This window comes from Ruegeria sp. CDSA077, from assembly GCF_059612265.1.
Genome location: NZ_JBXWQG010000003.1, coordinates 56,133 through 71,199 on the forward strand (window position 1 = coordinate 56,133; position 15,067 = coordinate 71,199).

Sequence of the window (15,067 nt, forward strand, 5' to 3'; positions counted from 1 at the left end):
CTGTCCGCAATCGCCGAGAGCGCCAAAAAATGCGCCTCGAATGTAAGCGCTTGCACGAATCAAATGTAAGCGCTTACAGTGTCGCTCAGAACTGCAACCTTTTCGGATCCTGTTTTATGTTCCTTACCGCCTCGCTGATCGTCTTTGTCATCTACTTCGCCAACGTCGCTCTGGGGGCCTTTGCAGCAAGCGCATTCCTTGGGGACGTGGGCGAAATGCTGGTTCTGTTTGCCGCGTCGATATTGTTTGTCGTCGCCATTCTTCAAAAAGAGGCTGACCGAAACAAAAAGAACGGCAGCTAAGGATTTCTGGGAGGAAACATAATGGACAAAGATCGCAAGGACCTTGCGTCGGCAGCACGCCGAAATTTTCTGAAATTGACGGCAACAGGCGGCTTCACAGCGGCCATGGTAGCTGGTGCTGCGGGGACGTTGTGGTCAACTGAAGCTGCAGCGCAAAGTGCCAGCGAAGAGCGCGACCGCGAGGCTGCAGCGGACCATATCATGGTTCTGGCAACTGCCTATCCGGTCGGTGCGTCGCGTGGTTATCCAATCATGCAGCTGGACCTGAAGGAAAACATCCAGAACGCGACCAACGGCAAGGTCTATGTCAAACTCGCGCCTGGCGGGCAGCTGGGTGCAGGCGGCGCGCTGGTGCAGGCGGTGCAGGGTGGCACAATTCAGGCAGCACAGCATTCGCTTTCGAATTTCGCGCCGTTTGCGTCGACCGTTGACCTGATCAACATGCCGTATCTGTGCGGGTCAAACCAGCGTTTCACAAACCTCGTCAACTCGCAGTTCTGGAAGGACACGGTCGAGCCGAAGGTTGAGGAGAACGGCTTCAAGGCGCTGTTTTATATCAACATCGACCCCCGTGTCGTTGCCATCCGCAAGGGTGGCCCCGGACCGGTCTTGACACCTGGCGACCTGTCCGGCGTCAAGTTCCGCGTTCCCGGCTCGAAGATGCTGCAGCAATACTACCGCATGGTTGGTGCAAATCCGACGCCTGTGGCCTGGGGAGAAACCCCGTCTGCGATCAAACAGGGCGTCGCTGACGCGCTTGACCCGTCCGTGGGTGCGCTCGAAGTCTTTGGTTTCAAAGATATCCTGAGCCATGTGACTTTCACCCAGGCCGTGCCAGACAGCCAAGTTTATTCGTGCAACCTGGAATGGTTTAACTCAATGCCCGCCGACGTGCAGGAAGGGATCATGTGGGGGTCCGAGATGACCTCGCACCAGAACCTTGCCAAAGTGCCATCGGCCCGCGCCTACGCTATGGCCGAACTGATCAAAGCAGGTGTCGAATTCCACTCGCTCAGCGAAGAGCAACTGGCCGAATGGAAAGCCGCTGGTGGCTACCAACGGTCCGAATGGGACGAGTTCAAGATCGATCTGGCCGGGTCCATGGACAACTTCGCCAAGATGGAAGAAGCCGCAGGTACCCAAGGCAAGTACTACGTGCATGACGCTTAACTGTCGGGTCGGGCGTGCCTCCACGCGCGCCCGATCACCAATCTTTCCCGCCTCAGTAAAATCCAAACGCGTCAGCGCGGTGCGTTTTGCTAGGCAAATCAGCAGGTTCTCACATGAGCTTTTTGCGCCGAATTGATAGAGACGCCGAGCGCTGGTTGCTTCTGGTCTTCTACGTGATGCTTGTCATCACCATGGCGATCGAGGTGCTGCGCCGGGAAATATTCTCTTTTTCCTCGATCTGGGGCGAAGAAATTGTGCGGTACTCCTTCATCTATCTCGCATGGATTGGTGCTGCGGCTGCAGTGAAAGAGCGCGCGCATATCCGCATTGACGTGCTGATGCACTACCTTGGGCCGCGTCCGAAGGCTTTGCTGTATATCTTTGGCGACCTGGTGATGTTCGGTGTTGCTGTGATTGCCCTCTATTGGTCCTACGAAGCCGTGCATGTGTCTGCCAAATTCGGGTCGGTCACGGACGGGCTGCGCATTTCCAAAGTATGGTTCCTGATGGCGGTTCCATTGGGGTTCGGCTTGATCATATTGCGGCTGATTCAATCCCTACTGCGCGACATCCATTCTCTCAGAACGGGCAAACCCGTTTTTGAGGGCGACACACTCTTTGATTGAGGGATGATTTGAATGCTTTGGCAAACCTTTGATCAAACCGTCGAGCTGGGTTGGGATTTCTATCTGCCCGTTATCATATTCGTCTCGCTGATTGCTCTGGCGGTTCCGGTTTGGGCCGCCATCGGGACCTCGGCGATCCTGATGTTGGTCATGTCCGGCGACCTTCCCCTGAGCCTTGTTGGTGAAAAGCTGTTCACCGGCATTGATGCCTTTGCGCTGACCGCGGTGCCGCTGTTTATCCTGACAGGGGACGTGCTGGTCCGAACCGGGCTCAGTCGAAAATTCCTTGATGTTGCCGAGGCATTGACGTGTTTCACCAAAGGTGGTTTCGGGTCTGCCACGGTTCTTGTCTGTGGCATGTTTGCGGCCATTTCGGGATCGGACGCAGCTGGTGCGGCCGCGGTCGGACGTATGACTATCGCACGCTTGGTCGAAAGCGGCTATCCGCGCCCCTATGCCTGCGCTCTGGTGGCGGCAGGCGCCTGTACCGGCATTTTGATCCCACCGTCGATCGCCTATATCATCATCGGCCTTGTTCTGGGGATATCCGCATCGACCTTGTTCCTTGCAGCCTTGATCCCGGGGATCGCGATCCTGTTGTCGATCCTGATCACGAACCTGATCGTGAACCGCATCTACGCCTATGAAGGTGGCGGACAGATGACGATGGCCGAATGGTTGGGTAATCTGGGCCGTGCTCTAAAATCCGGTTGGTATGCGTTTATCGTGCCGGGCATCATCTTTTACGGCATATTCTCGGGCCGCCTGACACCAACAGAAGCGGGTGCAACGGCCGTCGTCGTGACAATCATCATGGGCTTTATTCTGCGGACGCTGTCCCTTGCGGATTTTCCCGCCATGCTGGTCAGTTCGGCAAAGGTGAACGGCGTCATCCTTCCCATAATCGCTTTCTCGGCTCCGCTGGCCGAAGCGCTGGCCATCATGGGCGTGCCGCAAGGTTTTGTGACATCGGTGACCGGGCTGACAGATGAACCATGGTTACTTATCCTGCTGATGATCGGAATCCTAATCGCCGCCGGTTGCGTTATGGAAACCACGCCGAATATCGTGATCCTTGCGCCTATCCTGAAACCACTCGCGGACAACATCGGCATGAACGAGATACAGTTCTGCATCATGATGATCACAGCTCTTGGCGTAGGCTTCATCACGCCGCCATTGGGGCTCAACCTGTTCGTGGTGTCTGGCATAACCGGGGAATCCATCCTCAAGATTGCCGCCCGTGCCGTTCCCTTTGTTCTTTGCATGTTCTTGGTTGTGTTGCTGATTGCTTATATGCCAGCGATTTCGACTACGTTCTTGCCCGAAATCTACAAGTAGGACCTCGCTAAGATGAAACGTGAATACCTGAAAAAAGCGACCCTAACCGCTAAATCGGATGCTTCCGAAGTCCACGAGACGGTCAGGACAATTCTGGCCGATATCGAAACGGGCGGAGATGCAAAGGCTCTGGAATACGCAGCCAAGTTCGACCGTTACGATGGCAATGTCCTATTGACCGCCGAGGAAATCGAGGCTGCAGCCGCGCTCGTGCCGGAAAAGCTGAAAGCGGACATCCGGTTTGCACATGACAACGTCAAACGGTTTGCCGAGGCGCAAAAGGCCACGGTATCCGATGTCGAGGTTGAGATCGTACCGGGCATGGTTGCGGGGCAAAAGGCGATCCCGGTTGATGCGGCGGGCTGTTATGTGCCCGGTGGTCGCTATAGCCACATTGCGTCAGCCATCATGACGGTGACAACGGCCAAAGTTGCAGGCTGTGGTCACATCACCGCTTGCTCGCCCCCCCGTCCGGGTGTGGGTGTTGCCCCGGCCATCATCTATGCGGCGCACCTGTGTGGTGCGGACAAGATCATGGCGCTGGGTGGCGTTCAGGGCGTGGCCGCAATGACGTTCGGACTGTTTGGCCTGCCCAAGGCCAACATCCTTGTGGGGCCGGGCAATCAGTTTGTCGCAGAAGCCAAGCGTATTCTCTTTGGCCGCGTAGGGATCGACATGATCGCGGGCCCAACGGACAGTTTGATCCTGGCAGATGCGACCGCTGATCCACATATCGTGGCAACGGATTTGGTCAGCCAGGCCGAGCATGGCTATAATTCACCTGTTTGGCTGGTCACAGATGACCGGGTGTTGGCCGAAAAGGTGATGGAGCTTGTGCCTGCCCTGATCGATGATCTGCCCGAAGTGAACCGCGACAACGCCTTTGCCGCCTGGCGCGACTATGCCGAAGTGATCGTATGTCCAGACCGCGAGGAAATGGCCGCGTGCTCCGATGATTACGCGCCCGAACATCTGACGGTACAGGCTGAAGATCTGGATTGGTGGCTTGATCGGCTCACCTGTTACGGCTCGCTGTTCCTTGGGGAAGAGACAACCGTTTCCTATGGCGACAAGGCAACGGGCACCAACCATGTGCTGCCAACGTCAGGGGCCGCGAATTATACCGGCGGTTTGTCGGTCCATAAATACATGAAGATCGTCACTTGGCAGCGCGCCACACGCGAAGGTGCCAAGCAGGTGGCCGAAGCCACAGCGCGCATTTCCCGCCTTGAGGGGATGGAAGGGCACGCCCGTGCTGCGGATGTTCGTCTGGCCAAGTATTTCCCGGATGAAGCGTTCGACCTGACTGCAAATGGCTGATCCAAGATCTCTGTTTGACCTGACTGGCCGCGTGGCCTGTGTAACCGGCGCCAGCTCCGGCCTCGGGCGGCGTGCGGTCATCGCACTGGCAAGCGCCGGGGCCCGCGTGGTGGGCGTAGCCCGGCGCGAAGACGCCCTGCAGCGCTTGCAAGACGAGGTCGGCAAAGATGTGGATTACGTTGCAGCAGATGTCGCCGACCGTGATGCACTCTCACACTTGGTAGAAGCGGTCAGCGCACCGTTCGGAGCGCCAGACATCATTGTGCACGCCGCTGGCATCAACATCCGTCAGACGGCGGATGACGTGACCCCGGAAGGCTGGGATCAGACCGTGGCGCTGAACATCTCGGCTCCGTTTTTTCTGAGCCAGGCGTTGGTGCCCGCGATGAAAGCCAAGGGGTGGGGGCGGATCGTGAATTTTGCGTCGCTCCAAACCACGCGCGCTTTTCCCGGTGGCATCGCCTATGGGACGACCAAGGCGGGCATTGCCCAACTGACCCGCGCTATGGCCGAGGCGTGGTCGACTTATGGCATCACAGCCAATGCGATTGGGCCTGGGTTTTTTCCGACAGAGCTGACCGAGGCCGTCTTTGCCGATCCGAACCGAGCCACGCGCAATGCCGCCCAGACCTGCATCGGACGCAATGGCCGTTTGGAAGACATGGACGGCCCCATGCTGTTTCTCTGCTCGGACGCGTCCGGTTACGTGACCGGACAAACCTTGATGGTCGACGGAGGGTTCACAGCAAAATGAAAGCGTTGGTCTATGAAGGCGTCGAAACGCTTGGTGTGCGCGAAGTACCCAACCCGACAGTCGGTCAGGGCCAGTCGCTGGTTCGTATCGAAGCCTCGGGCATCTGCGGGTCGGACATGCACGCGTATCTCGGGCATGACGGCAGGCGCCCTGCGCCCCTGATCCTTGGCCATGAGGCCGCAGGTGTGATTGAAGGCGGCGCCCGTGACGGCGAACGGGTCACGATCAACCCGCTGGTCAGTTGTGGCACCTGTCCCGCGTGTCAGACGGGCCGCGATAATCTGTGCCCGGACCGTATGATCATTTCCATGCCGCCGCGCGAAGGAGCCTTTGCTCAATATGTGGCAATGCAAGGCAGCAATCTTATCGTGGTGCCGGATCATGTTCCGTTGCAAAAGGCTGCGCTGGCCGAACCTCTGGCCGTCAGTTGGCATTCCATACGGTTGGGGCTGACGGCGCTTGATCCGGGTGCCAGCCGCACGGCGCTTGTACTGGGGGGCGGGGCTATTGGTCTTGCCGCGGCCCTTGCCCTCAAGGCGCAGGGGGTCGATGACGTAACTGTTGCTGAACCAAGCGACAAGCGACGCACATTCCTGGAAGATCAATGCCTTGTGAAATCTGTACCCACAGGGGCAGGGCAGTATGGCATCGTGATCGACGCCGTCGGATACGCGGCAACACGCGCTGCAGCTTCTGCCATGGCTGAACCGGGGGGTGTCATCGTCCATATCGGCCTGGGCGAAGACACGGGTGGCCTCGATATCCGGCGGATGACCTTGCAAGAGGTGACGTTCATCGGAACCTATACCTACACACCGGAGGACTTCCGGGATACCTGCACCGCGCTTTTCGATGGCGCGCTTGGCCCGCTAGACTGGGCAGAACATCGCAGCCTGAATGATGGACCGCAGGCATTTGCCGATCTACGATCGGGAGTGGTTGCAGCCCCCAAGATCATCCTCGACCCGTGGGCCTGACACTTATGATCACCAACCAAATGGAGACACTTCATGTACCATAAAATCCTCGTCCCCATGGCGCTGGACCATGGCGTGTCGACTCATACACTTGAGATAGCCAACGCACTGCGTGCAAAAGATGCCCAGATCTTCGCCCTTCACGTTCATGAGGCGCCCCAAGGCTCTGTCAGTGCGTATCTGGACGAAGAAATGGTTGCCGCCGGGTTTGAAAAAGCGCGTGCTGATCTTGAGGGCAAGTTGTCTGGACATCCCGGTGTCACGCCTGTGATTGTAAAAGGGCATTCGGCCCGCACTATCATCGACTATTCCGAGGCGCATGGCATCGACTGCATCGTGCTTGGATCCCACAAACCTGGTCTGAGAGATTATTTCCTGGGCTCTACAGCTGCCCGCGTCGTGCGGCACGCAGGCTGTGCCGTCCATGTGCATCGCGCGTCCTCTTGATGACGCTCTCCTCTCCTTTCAAGAAAGGCCCTTCTGCAACATGAACATAGACAAGAAGATCACCGATGATCTTGTCGCGAATGACATCTCATTCGTGACGACGGTGCCCTGCAAACAGCTTGCGGGCGTTATCGAGGAAATCGACCAACACCCCGATATCTTTCATATTCCGTCGAACAAGGAAGACGAGGGCATGGGCCTGTGTGCCGGTGCGTGGATGGGTGGAAAACGCCCTGCGATCATCATGCAGAACACAGCCATTGGGGTGACGATCAACACTCTTGCGACGTTGATCCAGTATTACCGGATGCCGCTGCCGATGTTGATCAGCTACCGCGGAGAGCTCCGCGAACCTGTGGCTTGCCAGGTGGAAATGGCGGTGCATACTAAGGCGCTGCTCGCGCAGATGAATATCCCCACCTACCACTTCCATCACCAGAAGGATGTGGAAGAGCTGGATATGATCCTGAAGTATACCTTTATGTGCAACAAACCCGTGGCAATCCTGACCGATGCCAATTTCTGGGGAGGCTATGGCGACCAATGATCCGTTCTGAAATCCTCAGGGAAATTGCACCTCAACTCCGTGATCAACTAGTGGTCTGCAACATTGGCATCCCCAGCCAAGAACTGCATGCCATCGACGATCAACCAACGAATTTCTACATGCTGGGCACTATGGGCCTTGCCTCGTCCATCGGCTTGGGTCTGGCGCTGGCGCAGCCAAAAACCGTGATCTCTATCGATGGGGACGGGTCGGTGTTGACCAATCTGGGCACCTTGCCAACCATTGGGAACAACATGCCCCCGAATTTCATCCTGATGGTCATCGACAACGGATCATATGGATCAACCGGTGATCAGCCGACTTATACCGGGCGCAAGACCGATCTGGCAGGCATGGCGCGCGCGGCCGGATGTGACAATGTCGTTGAAGTGCAGGATGTTGATACCGGGAAAGCATTGCAAGAGGCGATGGACGCGCAGGTCGGCACGGTCATGATCGTGAAGTGCGACAGTGGAAATGCCAAGATGCCGGTCATCACGATGGACCCGGTGATCATCAAGGATCGCTTTATGAAAGCGGTGGCTGGTTGATGAACCGCGCCGCGCGAATTCATTCCAGTGAGGATGCGCGGCGTTTGGCCAAGGCACGTCTGCCTTGGATGGTGTTTGACTATATCGATGGGGCCGCAGGGTCAGAAACGGGGGCTGCGCGTAACCGCGCTGCTCTGGATGACATTTGCCTTGAACCCCGGATATTGAAAGACGTCAGCAATCGGTCTTTGGACATGCCGCTGTTTGGCAAGATTGCCAAGCGGCCCTTTGGCATTGCGCCGATGGGGATGTGCAACCTGTCCAGACCTGGTGCCGATCTGATGCTAGCGCGGTTGGCCGCACGCGAATCCGTGCCTTTGGGGGTCTCGACCGTGGCCTCAACCCCGCTGGAAAAAATGATCGAGGTTGCCGAAGGGCACGCGTGGTTCCAGCTTTATTTCAGCGGAGACGGGACGGGGTCGTTCAAACTGGCAAAGCGTGCGCAAGATGCCGGTTACGACACCCTGATCGTCACGGTTGACGTGCCCGAGGTTGGTCGCCGACCGCGTGAGTTGCGCCATGGTTTTACCATGCCATTCCGTATCGGACCCCGCCAATTTCTGGACTTTGCCCTGCACCCGCAATGGTCGCTTATGTCACTTGCCGCAGGTCGTCCGCAGATGGCAAATTTCGAGATGCCGGGCTTTGAGTTCGACCGCACCGAAAGCCGCGCGAGGGCGACTTGGACAACATTGAAGGCTCTGCGCGATTTGTGGCAAGGCAACCTGGTAGTAAAAGGCGTGACCAACGCCGAGGATGCGCTGCAGCTGAAATCCGAAGGCGTTGACGCCATTCAAGTATCAAATCATGGCGCGCGGCAACTTGAAAGCGCACCCGCTGCCGTTCACGCGCTGGGCCGGATACGAGACAGCGTTGGTGCGGATTTTCCGCTATTTTACGACAGTGGCTTACGATCTGGCGAAGACGTTCTGAAAGCCCTCGATCAGAGTGCAAATTACGTGTTCTTTGGCCGCGTATTGCAATTTGCCATCGCCGCGGCCGGCGAAGAAGGTTTGCATAGACTGTGGAATATCCTCAGCGAAGAGTTGTCCAGTGCACTTGCTCAGGTTGGTCGGACGAAACTGACCTGAAGCAACTGAACAAATGTGAATGCCGTCGGTAACGCCTCTAACGCACACGATCCGGATGCCGCTACGAATTATTTTGCCCCGGACGCTGTGTTCGACTACGCCAGCGGCCCGAGGTGTTTGCCCGCCGGTTCGAGAGCACCAAGACCCTGAATTGGGAAGCGTTGGGAAACCTAAGCAATCCTTCATTTCAGACGCGCATGCGTGCGCTTTGCAGGAATCGAAAGCCGATCACGTTTCTTTCGCCGACCGCGATTTTAGCCAGTTTACGACTTGCATCACCGCGTGTTGGTTTGCGGCCGAACGCTCTATGAGGAGGTAAAAATCGCTACCACCGATGTCTCTTGCCGCACCTACCTCTACCAGGCGTCCTGCCTCAAGATCTCGGGAAACCATGAAACGGCTGACAAGGGCCACACCCTGCCGCGCGATGGCAGCGTCGACCGCAAGCGCTGTCTGGCTTAATCGAAGGCCGCGTTGCGATTTGTCACGAACCCCTAGGTCTGCAAGGTATCGCGGCCAAAGGTCATGAGTGTCATGAATTTTGGGCAGGCGTGCAAGGTCATCTGGTGTTAACGAATCGAATGCTTCGCAGATAAACTCGGGTGCGGCTACGGCAATCACCTCTTGTCTGAAAATAAGCGCCGCCCGAAGCGCGGCGCCAAACGGCGGCGATCCCTGCCGGACGGCAAGGTCGATCCCGTCGCTGTGAAAGCTGGAGACTTTTTCAGTGGCCATGATCCGCAAGTCGATTTCCGGATGGCTCTCTGCAAAGTCCGGCAGATTCGGGATCAACCATCTGGCAGCAAAAGTCGGGGTGACGCTTATTATAACCTTGTCCGGTTCCGGCTTTAGCTCGGCGGTTGCAGATCTAAGGCTCGCAAAGGCAATCGATATACGTGCGTGATAGCTACGGCCAACCGAGGTGAACTCCAATCCTTTGGGTACCCTTTCGAACAATGTGACTTCTAGGTGAGCTTCCAGCAGTCGCACCTGCTGCGCCACCGCCCCTTGTGTTACGCCCAACTCATCGGCAGCGGCGCGGAAACTGAGGCGGCGCCCAGCGACTTCGAAAGCCCGTAAACCGTTGAGGGGAGGAAGATCAGCCATGAGACAATAGTATTTCTACTGTAATGAAACATCAAATCTCAATCGAACGACCCATTGAAACAGGATATTTTCGCAGAATACATAAGGGGAATCGTCAGATGGCAGTAGAAAAAGTAGCTTTGATTACCGCGGGCGGGAGTGGCATGGGGGCTGACGCGGCGCGCCGGCTTGCCAAAGATGGCTTCAAAGTAGGCATCCTCTCTTCTTCGGGTAAAGGCGAAGCACTCGGCGCCGAGCTGGGTGGTTTTGGCGTCACTGGTTCTAACCTCAGTGGTGACGATCTGACTGCTTTGGTCACGGGCGCGAAGGAGCGTTGGGGCCGCGTCGATGTCTTGGTCAATTCCGCCGGTCATGGCCCGAAAGGGCCCGTATTAGAGATCGGTGACGATGACTGGCATCAAGGGATGGAGGTCTATCTGATGAATGTGATCCGCCCAACACGGCTGGTGACACCCTTGATGCAGCAACAGGGCAGGGGGGTGATTATCAACATCTCTACTTTCGCGGCGTTCGAGCCCGATCCGCTGTTTCCAACATCAGGCGTCTTCCGGGCAGGATTGGCCGCCTTTGCCAAACTCTATTCCGATAAATATGCCGCAGAGAATATTCGCATGAATAACATCCTGCCGGGTTTCATCGACAGCTTGCCCGAAACAGAAGACCGCAAAGCCCGGATTCCGATGGGACGTTACGGTCATGCTGCGGAGGTCTCTTCGCTTGTCTCATGGCTGGCGTCTGAAGGCGGTGGCTATATGACGGGTCAAAACTTGCGCGTTGACGGAGGATTGACCCGCGCTGTCTGAGGCAACGTATCTGTTTGCACAACATCAAGCCTCAATGCATTTGTGCATTGCCTGAGGCAGTACAAAAGGAAGCGGGCCGGTCGGCACAATGCCGATCGGTAGGTTGATGCCGTAAACTTGCTGCATCAGGTCGTCGGTGAGGATATTTGAAGGTGTGCCAGAGCCCCAGACAGTGCCCTGTGACATCACGTAAACACAGTCTGCAAATAGCGCGGTGAGGTTTAGATCGTGCATCACCACCACCACACCTCCACCTTGGGCGGCAAAATCGCTTGCGATACCAAGGACCGTAAATTGATGCGCGATATCCAGGCTGGCAACCGGTTCGTCCAGTAAAAGCCAACTGGGATGATCGGCCCGTTGCGCCTGCCAGACCTGCGTCAAAACACGGGCTAACTGTACGCGCTGCTGCTCACCCCCGGACAGGGTCTGGTAAGACCTCTGTTCGAACCCAGCTAAGTCGACATGTGCCAGGGCGGTAGTGGCCGAACTGTCATCTTGTGCGGCCAACCCGTTTGCCAGCCCCAGTCTGACAATCTCGTGCACTTTGAAAGGAAAGGCCACGCTGGTCGATTGTGGCAGCACGCCCCGTTTCGCGGCCAGTTGCCAGGGCTTTAACTCTGAGATGTCGTGGCCGTTCAGGGTGACGGTTCCGGTCGAGGCAATCTCTCCGGCCAATGCCTTTAGTAAGGTCGACTTGCCCGATCCGTTCGGCCCGATGATTGCGGTGACCTGACCGGGATCGGCCTTGAAATTCACGTCGTGCAGGATGTCCTTTCGGCCCAGACTGACGCAGATATTCTTACCTTGCATGATTTACATTCCCATAATGCCGTGGCGGCGCAGGAGGATCCAAAGAAAGACCGGTGCGCCGAGAATTGCCGTGACGATCCCGATTGGCAGTTCCGCCGGGGCCACCACGACCCGGCTGATCATGTCGGCGCATAGCAGCAGACTGGCACCCAGCAGGGCGGAATTCATCAAAAGCCTGTGGTGGTCCGGCCCCGTTGCCAGACGTAGCAAATGGGGGACCACAATTCCGATGAATCCGATGCCGCCGGACACGGCAACAGCGGCCCCTGTTGCACCGGAAACTGCAAGAATGGCGATGTTCTTGCTGCGCTGAACCGGGATGCCCATGTGATGGGCCACCGCCTCTCCCATCGCCAGACCGTTAAGCGCGCGAGCCAGAAATTGTGTGCTTGCAAGGGCAACCAAAATGATTGGCGCAGCCGAGGCGATTTTGGTCCAGGTTGCCCCAGCTAACGATCCCATTCCCCAGAACGTCAGGTCGCGTAATTGCTGATCATCGGCCATGTAGACCAGAACACCCGATGCAGCGCCGGATAAGGCACCTAATGCAATGCCGGCCAGTAGCATGGTTGCGACCGATGTCTGCCCCCCGCTGGTCGAGACACGGTATAGGATCAGAACAGACGCCCAGCCACCAAGAAAAGCAGCAATGGCCACTAACCCGTTTCCGGTCCAGACCAAAATTGACACTGGCAAGTGGCTGCCAAGGATGATTGCCGAAATCGCCCCCAGACCGGCGCCCGCGCTGACGCCGACAATTCCGGGGTCCGCCAACGGGTTTCGGAAAAGCCCTTGCATGACCACCCCTGAAACAGCCAGTGCGGTACCGACCAGTATCCCCATTGCAAGCCGGGGCAAGCGTATGTCCCAAAGGACAATCCGATTCAGGTCAGACAGGGACCGCCCATTGATTAGGTCGATCACCGCCATGTTTAACGACGCATCCGAAGCACCGACTGAAACGCTTGCGGCGCTGGTCAGGCCAAGCAATACCAGTAAGGCCAAGGTAACCCGCCGTGCGGTTGCTCGCCGATTGTACCCGGGTGCCTCGGCGCTTATATGATCCAACGTCAGCGTCATGAGCCACCTTCATCCTGCAGGGCTGCTGACAGATCAGAAATGGCACTGGCGGTTCGAGGGCCAAACCCAAGCAGATATGCACCCTGCATGCGGATCAGCATCTTGTTCTGGCCCGCCGGGGTCAGCTTGACTGCGGGCAGTGAAAAGAGCGCGGCATCCTCGGTATTTTGATCACCCCGCCGATCCATCATAAGGATGACATCAGGCGCAGCTGACACCAGCGCTTCGGGCGTCATTGGCTTGTAACCTGACACTTTGGCGGCGGCATTTATACCGCCAGCCAATCGAATGATGCTGTCTGCTTGGGTATCCACACCTCCCACTGTGATCCGGTTATCTTGCGCCGACAGAACAAACAGAACCCGTTTCGGGTTGGATCCTGCGGCACTACTAGCCGCCAATTCCGCCTGATTGATCTGGCGTATGGTTTGCGCTGCCAATCCCTCGGCAGCAACGTCAGCGCCCAGCACGGCCCCAACGGTTTGGATTTTTTCGACCACGCCTTCCAGAGAGAACTCATCCTTGATCGTGACGTATTGCACGCCCGCTTCCTGCAGAACCGCAATCGCCTCTGGTGGTCCTGAACCTTCAAGCGCCAGGACCAAGTCTGGTTCTACCGACAAAACGCCTTCGGGCGACAGCGCGCGTCGGTATCCGATATCGGGCAGGTTCATCGCTTCTGTCGGGTAGGTTGATGTTCGGTCGCGACCAACAAGCCTGTCTTGCTGACCCAGAGCGTAGACGATTTCAGTGATGGAACTGCCGATCGCGATGATCCGCTTTGGTTCGTCGTCCGCAGCCTGCGCGACCTGTGTACTTAGCAGCATAGCCAAGGCAGGCCAGATCACTCGCATCCTGTTCATGTCAGCGCGGCCTCGGGTTGTGGTTCAAGTGCGGCAACTAACTCATTCCAGATTGGGCGATGGTCGGATTCGCCGGCGCGGTGGCCAAAAATCTGGAAGATCAGGCCACCTTCGGCATCGAATGCCTCGACCGAGACGGCGGGGCCGCGCTGCGTCGGTTTGGTGACAGCCCAGACCTCTGCAATATGGTCCGTCCTCAGATGCAGATTGAAACGCGGGTCAAGCACATTGAACCAGGGTCCCATCTGCTTGATCGTTCCGATACGGCCACCGTGAATTTCGATACATCCACGATTGCCAACAAAGATCATCACCTCAATTTCCTTGTCGAACACCTGTTCGAACATTGGTGATATTGCCGACGGCGTCAGTTCCCTGACGAGCGGTTGGCCGGCGATGCGATAGGCCCCCAAGCGGTTCATCTTGAGCTTTGAGGTCAAGCGCATGAACTGGTGGGTGTCCGTCATCTTGGCCCATTCCGCACGTAGGATTTCCGTCTTTTCGGGGTTGGCCTTGGGCGCTTCGGTCGGTCGGCGCGGTTCTAGATCAAGAGTTTGCGATTGGTTTTCAGACGCCAGGGTACTGACAAGCTGGTTCCAATGATCCAGGTCCGAACCCTTGCGCAGGAAAATCTTATGCACTGCGTCGCCTGCGGCATCAAAAATCTGCAGGGACCTTTTCACGCCGCTGTCGGTTTTGCGTTCGATCGCAAAGGTATGGACCCAATGGCTGGGAAACATGCGCAAATCAATCTCATCCGTCAGAACCATCGAGGCATGAGCACCCGAATGGTAGTTGTCGTATTGTCCGACCTTTTCGATCACGCATGAGGTATTGCGCGTCAAAGCCATAACCTCTCCCAGACCGTTAAGCCTTGGAAAAAGGTCATCAAGTTTTGCTGTCAGCCGTGTAACGTCGTTCCCGGCGAAGGCAGCGACCAACTGGCTTTCGGTAAGTCCGATCGATTCCGCCAGATCACGGTCACGTTTGCCGCTGTTTTGCGCATAGGCTGCACGAATTTGAGCCGGGGTGTTAGGCACCTGTTCCGTCATGGGTTTTCCCATCTTCGAGTTGATTTTCAGAGGCGCTGGCCCGGCAGCCGAATTGTTCGGGTGCCCGCTGGCGAGAGTCGGCGATGCGACGACGATTTATTGTTGACTGTTTTAGTAACCTTTATTAACGAGCACAAGTCGTCAAAAAAAGGCGGCTCCAAAAAACAATAAAACAGACTGACCAAAGCCAGCATGGCGCAAGCATTTCAGGTCCTCCCACTGT

At 57.0% G+C, this 15,067-nt stretch carries 17 protein-coding genes; 12 read left to right on the forward strand and 5 right to left on the reverse strand.

What is annotated here, in order from left to right:
* Nucleotides 1–116 precede the first annotated feature (116 nt).
* The 11 genes from AC2FLE_RS09500 to AC2FLE_RS09550 all read left to right on the forward strand — a co-directional run bounded on the left by AC2FLE_RS09500 (nucleotide 117) and on the right by AC2FLE_RS09550 (nucleotide 9,126).
* Nucleotides 117–302, forward strand: a complete 186-nt coding sequence (locus AC2FLE_RS09500; RefSeq protein ID WP_142637697.1) for a hypothetical protein — start codon at nucleotides 117–119, stop codon at nucleotides 300–302.
* A 21-nt stretch (nucleotides 303–323) separates the two neighbouring features.
* A complete protein-coding gene (locus AC2FLE_RS09505) occupies nucleotides 324–1,472 on the forward strand; it encodes a TRAP transporter substrate-binding protein (RefSeq protein ID WP_142637699.1) in 1,149 nt (382 codons plus the stop codon).
* A 113-nt stretch (nucleotides 1,473–1,585) separates the two neighbouring features.
* Complete coding sequence (locus AC2FLE_RS09510) at nucleotides 1,586–2,098, forward strand: TRAP transporter small permease (protein WP_281973202.1); 513 nt, start codon at nucleotides 1,586–1,588, stop codon at nucleotides 2,096–2,098.
* Between the two features lie 12 nt (nucleotides 2,099–2,110).
* Nucleotides 2,111–3,439 (forward strand): TRAP transporter large permease, encoded by a 1,329-nt coding sequence (locus tag AC2FLE_RS09515; protein ID WP_142637703.1) that lies wholly within the window; start codon nucleotides 2,111–2,113, stop codon nucleotides 3,437–3,439.
* A 12-nt stretch (nucleotides 3,440–3,451) separates the two neighbouring features.
* Nucleotides 3,452–4,759, forward strand: a complete 1,308-nt coding sequence (hisD, locus tag AC2FLE_RS09520; protein ID WP_271949931.1) for a histidinol dehydrogenase — start codon at nucleotides 3,452–3,454, stop codon at nucleotides 4,757–4,759.
* A complete protein-coding gene (locus AC2FLE_RS09525; protein WP_496696676.1) occupies nucleotides 4,752–5,513 on the forward strand; it encodes an SDR family NAD(P)-dependent oxidoreductase in 762 nt (253 codons plus the stop codon). Before hisD ends, AC2FLE_RS09525 begins: the two co-directional genes overlap by 8 nt.
* Nucleotides 5,510–6,490, forward strand: a complete 981-nt coding sequence (locus tag AC2FLE_RS09530; protein ID WP_496696677.1) for an alcohol dehydrogenase catalytic domain-containing protein — start codon at nucleotides 5,510–5,512, stop codon at nucleotides 6,488–6,490. Before AC2FLE_RS09525 ends, AC2FLE_RS09530 begins: the two co-directional genes overlap by 4 nt.
* A 33-nt stretch (nucleotides 6,491–6,523) precedes the next feature.
* Nucleotides 6,524–6,937: a universal stress protein gene (locus AC2FLE_RS09535; protein ID WP_281973199.1), complete on the forward strand. Its 414-nt coding sequence runs from the start codon at nucleotides 6,524–6,526 to the stop codon at nucleotides 6,935–6,937.
* A 40-nt stretch (nucleotides 6,938–6,977) separates the two neighbouring features.
* Nucleotides 6,978–7,484, forward strand: a complete 507-nt coding sequence (gene comD / locus AC2FLE_RS09540; protein WP_142637714.1) for a sulfopyruvate decarboxylase subunit alpha — start codon at nucleotides 6,978–6,980, stop codon at nucleotides 7,482–7,484.
* Nucleotides 7,481–8,035, forward strand: coding sequence for a sulfopyruvate decarboxylase subunit beta (gene comE, locus AC2FLE_RS09545; RefSeq protein WP_496696679.1), 555 nt, complete (start codon nucleotides 7,481–7,483; stop codon nucleotides 8,033–8,035). Before comD ends, comE begins: the two co-directional genes overlap by 4 nt.
* Entirely contained in the window at nucleotides 8,035–9,126 is a 1,092-nt protein-coding gene (locus AC2FLE_RS09550) for an alpha-hydroxy acid oxidase (protein ID WP_496696681.1), read from the forward strand. Before comE ends, AC2FLE_RS09550 begins: the two co-directional genes overlap by 1 nt.
* 228 nt (nucleotides 9,127–9,354) lie before the next feature.
* On the opposite strand, the gene AC2FLE_RS09555 is transcribed toward AC2FLE_RS09550, so the two are convergent.
* The gene (locus tag AC2FLE_RS09555; RefSeq protein WP_496696682.1) at nucleotides 9,355–10,233 is read right to left on the reverse strand and encodes a LysR substrate-binding domain-containing protein; all 879 of its coding nucleotides are present in this window, start codon (nucleotides 10,231–10,233) and stop codon (nucleotides 9,355–9,357) included.
* Between the two features lie 98 nt (nucleotides 10,234–10,331).
* Here AC2FLE_RS09555 and AC2FLE_RS09560 point away from each other — a divergent pair, with 98 nt between their 5' ends.
* Complete coding sequence (locus tag AC2FLE_RS09560; RefSeq protein ID WP_496696683.1) at nucleotides 10,332–11,036, forward strand: SDR family oxidoreductase; 705 nt, start codon at nucleotides 10,332–10,334, stop codon at nucleotides 11,034–11,036.
* 24 nt (nucleotides 11,037–11,060) lie between these two features.
* Here the strand turns inward: AC2FLE_RS09560 and AC2FLE_RS09565 are convergent, their stop codons facing one another.
* Genes AC2FLE_RS09565 through AC2FLE_RS09580 form a run of 4 tightly spaced genes read right to left on the reverse strand, consistent with a single transcriptional unit; the run spans nucleotide 11,061 to nucleotide 14,844 of the window.
* Nucleotides 11,061–11,849, reverse strand: coding sequence for a heme ABC transporter ATP-binding protein (locus AC2FLE_RS09565; RefSeq protein ID WP_496696684.1), 789 nt, complete (start codon nucleotides 11,847–11,849; stop codon nucleotides 11,061–11,063).
* A gap of 3 nt (nucleotides 11,850–11,852) precedes the next feature.
* The gene (locus AC2FLE_RS09570) at nucleotides 11,853–12,929 is read right to left on the reverse strand and encodes a FecCD family ABC transporter permease (RefSeq protein WP_496696686.1); all 1,077 of its coding nucleotides are present in this window, start codon (nucleotides 12,927–12,929) and stop codon (nucleotides 11,853–11,855) included.
* The gene (locus AC2FLE_RS09575; protein ID WP_496696687.1) at nucleotides 12,926–13,792 is read right to left on the reverse strand and encodes a heme/hemin ABC transporter substrate-binding protein; all 867 of its coding nucleotides are present in this window, start codon (nucleotides 13,790–13,792) and stop codon (nucleotides 12,926–12,928) included. Before AC2FLE_RS09575 ends, AC2FLE_RS09570 begins: the two co-directional genes overlap by 4 nt.
* The gene (locus AC2FLE_RS09580; RefSeq protein WP_496696689.1) at nucleotides 13,789–14,844 is read right to left on the reverse strand and encodes a hemin-degrading factor; all 1,056 of its coding nucleotides are present in this window, start codon (nucleotides 14,842–14,844) and stop codon (nucleotides 13,789–13,791) included. Before AC2FLE_RS09580 ends, AC2FLE_RS09575 begins: the two co-directional genes overlap by 4 nt.
* Between the last annotated feature and the right edge of the window lie 223 nt (nucleotides 14,845–15,067).

What these genes read in the sequence shown, in the direction of transcription:
- AC2FLE_RS09550 (WP_496696681.1), top strand. Translation starts at nt 8,035, where the DNA reads ATGAACCGCGCCGCGCGAATTCATTCCAGTGAGGATGCGCGGCGTTTG.
- comE (WP_496696679.1), top strand. Translation starts at nt 7,481, where the DNA reads ATGATCCGTTCTGAAATCCTCAGGGAAATTGCACCTCAACTCCGTGAT.
- AC2FLE_RS09515 (WP_142637703.1), top strand. Translation starts at nt 2,111, where the DNA reads ATGCTTTGGCAAACCTTTGATCAAACCGTCGAGCTGGGTTGGGATTTC.
- AC2FLE_RS09525 (WP_496696676.1), top strand. Translation starts at nt 4,752, where the DNA reads ATGGCTGATCCAAGATCTCTGTTTGACCTGACTGGCCGCGTGGCCTGT.
- AC2FLE_RS09565 (WP_496696684.1), bottom strand. Translation starts at nt 11,849, where the DNA reads ATGCAAGGTAAGAATATCTGCGTCAGTCTGGGCCGAAAGGACATCCTG.
- hisD (WP_271949931.1), top strand. Translation starts at nt 3,452, where the DNA reads ATGAAACGTGAATACCTGAAAAAAGCGACCCTAACCGCTAAATCGGAT.
- AC2FLE_RS09560 (WP_496696683.1), top strand. Translation starts at nt 10,332, where the DNA reads ATGGCAGTAGAAAAAGTAGCTTTGATTACCGCGGGCGGGAGTGGCATG.
- AC2FLE_RS09580 (WP_496696689.1), bottom strand. Translation starts at nt 14,844, where the DNA reads ATGACGGAACAGGTGCCTAACACCCCGGCTCAAATTCGTGCAGCCTAT.
- AC2FLE_RS09570 (WP_496696686.1), bottom strand. Translation starts at nt 12,929, where the DNA reads ATGACGCTGACGTTGGATCATATAAGCGCCGAGGCACCCGGGTACAAT.
- AC2FLE_RS09505 (WP_142637699.1), top strand. Translation starts at nt 324, where the DNA reads ATGGACAAAGATCGCAAGGACCTTGCGTCGGCAGCACGCCGAAATTTT.
- AC2FLE_RS09530 (WP_496696677.1), top strand. Translation starts at nt 5,510, where the DNA reads ATGAAAGCGTTGGTCTATGAAGGCGTCGAAACGCTTGGTGTGCGCGAA.
- AC2FLE_RS09510 (WP_281973202.1), top strand. Translation starts at nt 1,586, where the DNA reads ATGAGCTTTTTGCGCCGAATTGATAGAGACGCCGAGCGCTGGTTGCTT.
- AC2FLE_RS09535 (WP_281973199.1), top strand. Translation starts at nt 6,524, where the DNA reads ATGTACCATAAAATCCTCGTCCCCATGGCGCTGGACCATGGCGTGTCG.
- AC2FLE_RS09500 (WP_142637697.1), top strand. Translation starts at nt 117, where the DNA reads ATGTTCCTTACCGCCTCGCTGATCGTCTTTGTCATCTACTTCGCCAAC.
- AC2FLE_RS09555 (WP_496696682.1), bottom strand. Translation starts at nt 10,233, where the DNA reads ATGGCTGATCTTCCTCCCCTCAACGGTTTACGGGCTTTCGAAGTCGCT.
- comD (WP_142637714.1), top strand. Translation starts at nt 6,978, where the DNA reads ATGAACATAGACAAGAAGATCACCGATGATCTTGTCGCGAATGACATC.
- AC2FLE_RS09575 (WP_496696687.1), bottom strand. Translation starts at nt 13,792, where the DNA reads ATGAACAGGATGCGAGTGATCTGGCCTGCCTTGGCTATGCTGCTAAGT.